The 3,264-nt window shown below is 34.5% G+C and carries 4 protein-coding genes; all 4 read right to left on the bottom strand.

What is annotated here, in order from left to right:
* Window positions 1–215: 215 nt before the first annotated feature.
* On the bottom strand, window positions 216–632 hold the full coding sequence (locus DCC82_RS18430; protein WP_233253075.1) for an MFS transporter: 417 nt from the start codon (window positions 630–632) through the stop codon (window positions 216–218).
* A 9-nt stretch (window positions 633–641) separates the two neighbouring features.
* Window positions 642–1,418 carry an MFS transporter gene (locus DCC82_RS18425; RefSeq protein ID WP_233253074.1) on the bottom strand — a complete coding sequence of 259 codons (777 nt, stop codon included), beginning with the start codon at window positions 1,416–1,418 and terminating at the stop codon, window positions 642–644.
* 282 nt (window positions 1,419–1,700) lie between these two features.
* On the bottom strand, window positions 1,701–1,976 hold the full coding sequence (locus tag DCC82_RS16680; RefSeq protein WP_033011808.1) for a hypothetical protein: 276 nt from the start codon (window positions 1,974–1,976) through the stop codon (window positions 1,701–1,703).
* Window positions 1,977–2,750: 774 nt separating this feature from the next.
* On the bottom strand, window positions 2,751–3,200 hold the full coding sequence (locus DCC82_RS16675) for a hypothetical protein (RefSeq protein ID WP_187252184.1): 450 nt from the start codon (window positions 3,198–3,200) through the stop codon (window positions 2,751–2,753).
* Window positions 3,201–3,264 lie beyond the last annotated feature (64 nt).

Raw genomic sequence — 3,264 nt, 5'->3', positions numbered from 1 at the left:
TCGATGTACATCTGGACAGCCCTCCATTTAAACTCCACGGAATAAGTGGTCTTCCCTTTCGGTGTTTGCTTGTTCTCGAACATAAACAAATCCCTCCAGTGTTTTTAATGACAGTATGGGCATTTTCCCAACTGTCTACACTAGAGGGATAATATCATACCAAGAGGGCTTTTTTTATTCAAGTCCCCGAAAAAACTTCTAACAGGAATGCTCCTTTACATTACAGTTTCTCTTGGCGTACCTTTTCTCTCATTAATTAATAACGAAGATAAACTAGTAACTATACCCAAAGCACCTGCAATGAAGAAAAGATATTTTATATTGAAATAATCAACACTGACCCCAAAAATAAACTGGGCTACTGGCGTTGAAAGCATTGAAATCGCCATCATAATACTATTAACTCTTCCTAATAAATGAATAGGCACAGAACGTTGAACAAAAGTAGGTATAAGGACTCCTATAAAACCAGTAATTAAGCCAATTACAAAAACGAAAATTAGAATAATCAAAAAATTTTGGGTGAAACATAGTGCGGCAATACCAGTAGCTTGTAAAAGAAAAGATAAATAAATAATCTTCAATTCAACCTTGTGAATGCTTTTAACTGAAAAGATTAAACCAGTTAACAAACTTCCCATTTACATCGATGAATATATATATCCTAAATACTTAGCATCATCATTAACATTTTTAGCTAAAAAAGGGAACAATACATTAACCCCGTTTGCTCCAATATTTACAAAAAATATAGTTATAACCAAATAAAAAATCATTTTTTGTCTATTCAAAAAACTAAAACCAAGTCTTAAATCTGAAAAGTAAGAAGTTTTGTCATTATTATCGTTCATATTTTCAAGATGACTATTTTTAGAGTCAATAAACAAAATTAAAAAAGTTGAAAATACATATAAGATAGAAATGGCTATCAAGGAATGTTCTATTGAGATGGATTCAACCATCCAAGCGGCGATTAAAGGGCCCAAAATGATCGTTGTTCTTACAACAGTGAAGTATTGACTATTGAGACGACTCAAATATTCAGTAGCGACTAATCTTGGCTTTATTGATTCTGAGGCTGACCAATAAAAAGCATCAATCGCTCCAAACAAAACGGAGACCATTATGAGAATTGCAAAAGAGATAGTATGATCCCATAACAGAATAGCCAAAACTAACACAATGATTGCCCTTATCATGTCTGACAACCACAGAAACAACTTTGCCCCTATTCGATCAATAACCGGTCCGCAAAGAAGCCCAGCAATAAATCTCGACAAACCTAGGGAAAATAAAACTGCTCCCATCAAAAAACCTGATTGTAAAACATCAGCAATATACCAAGCTATAACAACACTGTATATGACATCCCCCAAGTTTGAAAGAAACGTTGCTATACAAAATTTTGTAGCGTTCAAAATGATCACCCTTAGAAAGATTGAGACTAGGCATGTAATGCACTTGTGAAACAGAACAAAATCAAAACATAGGATAAGGGGCGGTTTTAATATAACTAAAGATTCATTATATTACAATTATATACAATAATTATTTTATTGGGAAAATACGGTAATGTAAAGAGTTTTTTGTAATACCTCGTCTCGTTTTGTCGGATATCGTTGAATGCAACATATCTTTTGTTTATGTTGAATAATTGAAAACACAAAAAAAGAAGCCAACGAGTGGCTTCTTTACCGCTTTTATAGAACTTTTTCCGACTTTTCATCATACCGCTTCATTAAACTGTAAGCGATGGATAACTTTTTTAAAATGTAATCTTGAGGATCAGCTGTTTGCACGTACCCTTCTAATTCCTGTACTTTCACATCCGCAAACATGCCGCCTACCCTAGCTAAATGGTCGATGATATCAAAAAGTTCGCCGTTGTCGGAACGGTGTTTAACTGCTAAGAATTGAATTTCGTCCAGTCTCTCGCGAATTTCCCGAGCTGCAGAAATTGTAAACTTACTCTCCATACGTATCGTATCCCCCTCGTAAATGGACATTCGCCATAGATTATATTTATCAAAGGGAATAGTTATGAAAGAAATCTGAATCAATCATTTAAAATACAATGTCGTCCTCCAAAAAACAACCGCATCGATTTTAAGGCGTTTAGTAGGACCGTATAGGCGTTTTTAATCAAGGGGATTAAAACCATCCATTACCCCGCTGTTTAAAACGTGTTATACGCCAATTTTAGAGGTCATTTTTTTGGTAAGGGTTAAAACAATGTTATTTTTAAGGAGTAATTCTGGAATTTTCGGACGCATAAAAAGGCACGACGGCATCGTATTTTTATTTTTGTCAGTCGAAAAAAAGATGTACTCAAATTTGAGCATACCTAAGAGGGACTAGCGAAACACGAGGAGAGTCCTAGTTTAGATTAGCTTACCCAAGTTTAGGGACATCTACGACATCGAATATTATTCGTATCAGGTCAAGGTTTGTTTGGCTTTAATTGAACAAGCGCCTTTCTTTTTCAAATCGGTTAAAAAGAAAGGAAGAAACAGCCCTCCCAAGATCTGTTTAAGCTTAAAGGAGAGCTATTTCTTCCTTAAAGATTAACGAAGTCTTTTGGTTTCCTCTAAAATTCTTTTCAGTTCAGCTACTTTCATACGAAAAAACCTTATCTTTCCTAGAGTGATTATGTTTAATATTGAGTAGCAAATAAGGCTTAGGGAATACTCTTTATCCTCATTAATATCGTGAAAAAACTTCACTCAAACACTCCCTTGCTAAAATTTATTTTAAGTATAAGGCATACACTCCAATATACATTCTTTCTTTACATAGGATGCTACTGCTCTGCATGTTCTGTGCTTTTTAATCACCAACATACAAGCAAGATATTTCGAAATACTAAACGCCGGAACATTTTTGCATATTTGACTTGGATAAGTACCTTTTGGGCAAATAGCGCTTGCTCTAAAGATGATATTCTCCGCATTATTTTCATTATTTGTATTACTTTGTGTATCTAAAATAGCATCTATTTCGTTTTGTAAAACAGCAACTTCTTCTATGTTTTGTAATGTATCTTGTATTTCATTAAATTCCTCGTTTGAAACAGAGCAATCTGTACATTCTTGATCCTCTGTAATAACTTCTGTTTCGCCTGTTTCATAATCAGTTATCTCTTTTGAAGTTCCATCATAATGTATTTTAAAAACTGATATGATCTTCTCATTATGTGACATACTCCCACCACCTACGCTTCGCTTAGAGGTGGGGGCTTCTCGGGTAATCCCATCTCATGATGGG

Source organism: Geobacillus sp. LYN3 (assembly GCF_003064505.1).
Taxonomy (GTDB): Bacteria; Bacillota; Bacilli; order Bacillales; family Anoxybacillaceae; genus Parageobacillus_B; species Parageobacillus_B toebii.
This window is presented reverse-complemented; position numbering and strand designations above follow the sequence as displayed.

Excerpts from the sequence above, each read along its gene's own strand:
- DCC82_RS16680 (WP_033011808.1), bottom strand. The coding sequence starts at position 1,976 with ATGGAGAGTAAGTTTACAATTTCTGCAGCTCGGGAAATTCGCGAGAGA.
- DCC82_RS16675 (WP_187252184.1), bottom strand. The coding sequence starts at position 3,200 with ATGTCACATAATGAGAAGATCATATCAGTTTTTAAAATACATTATGAT.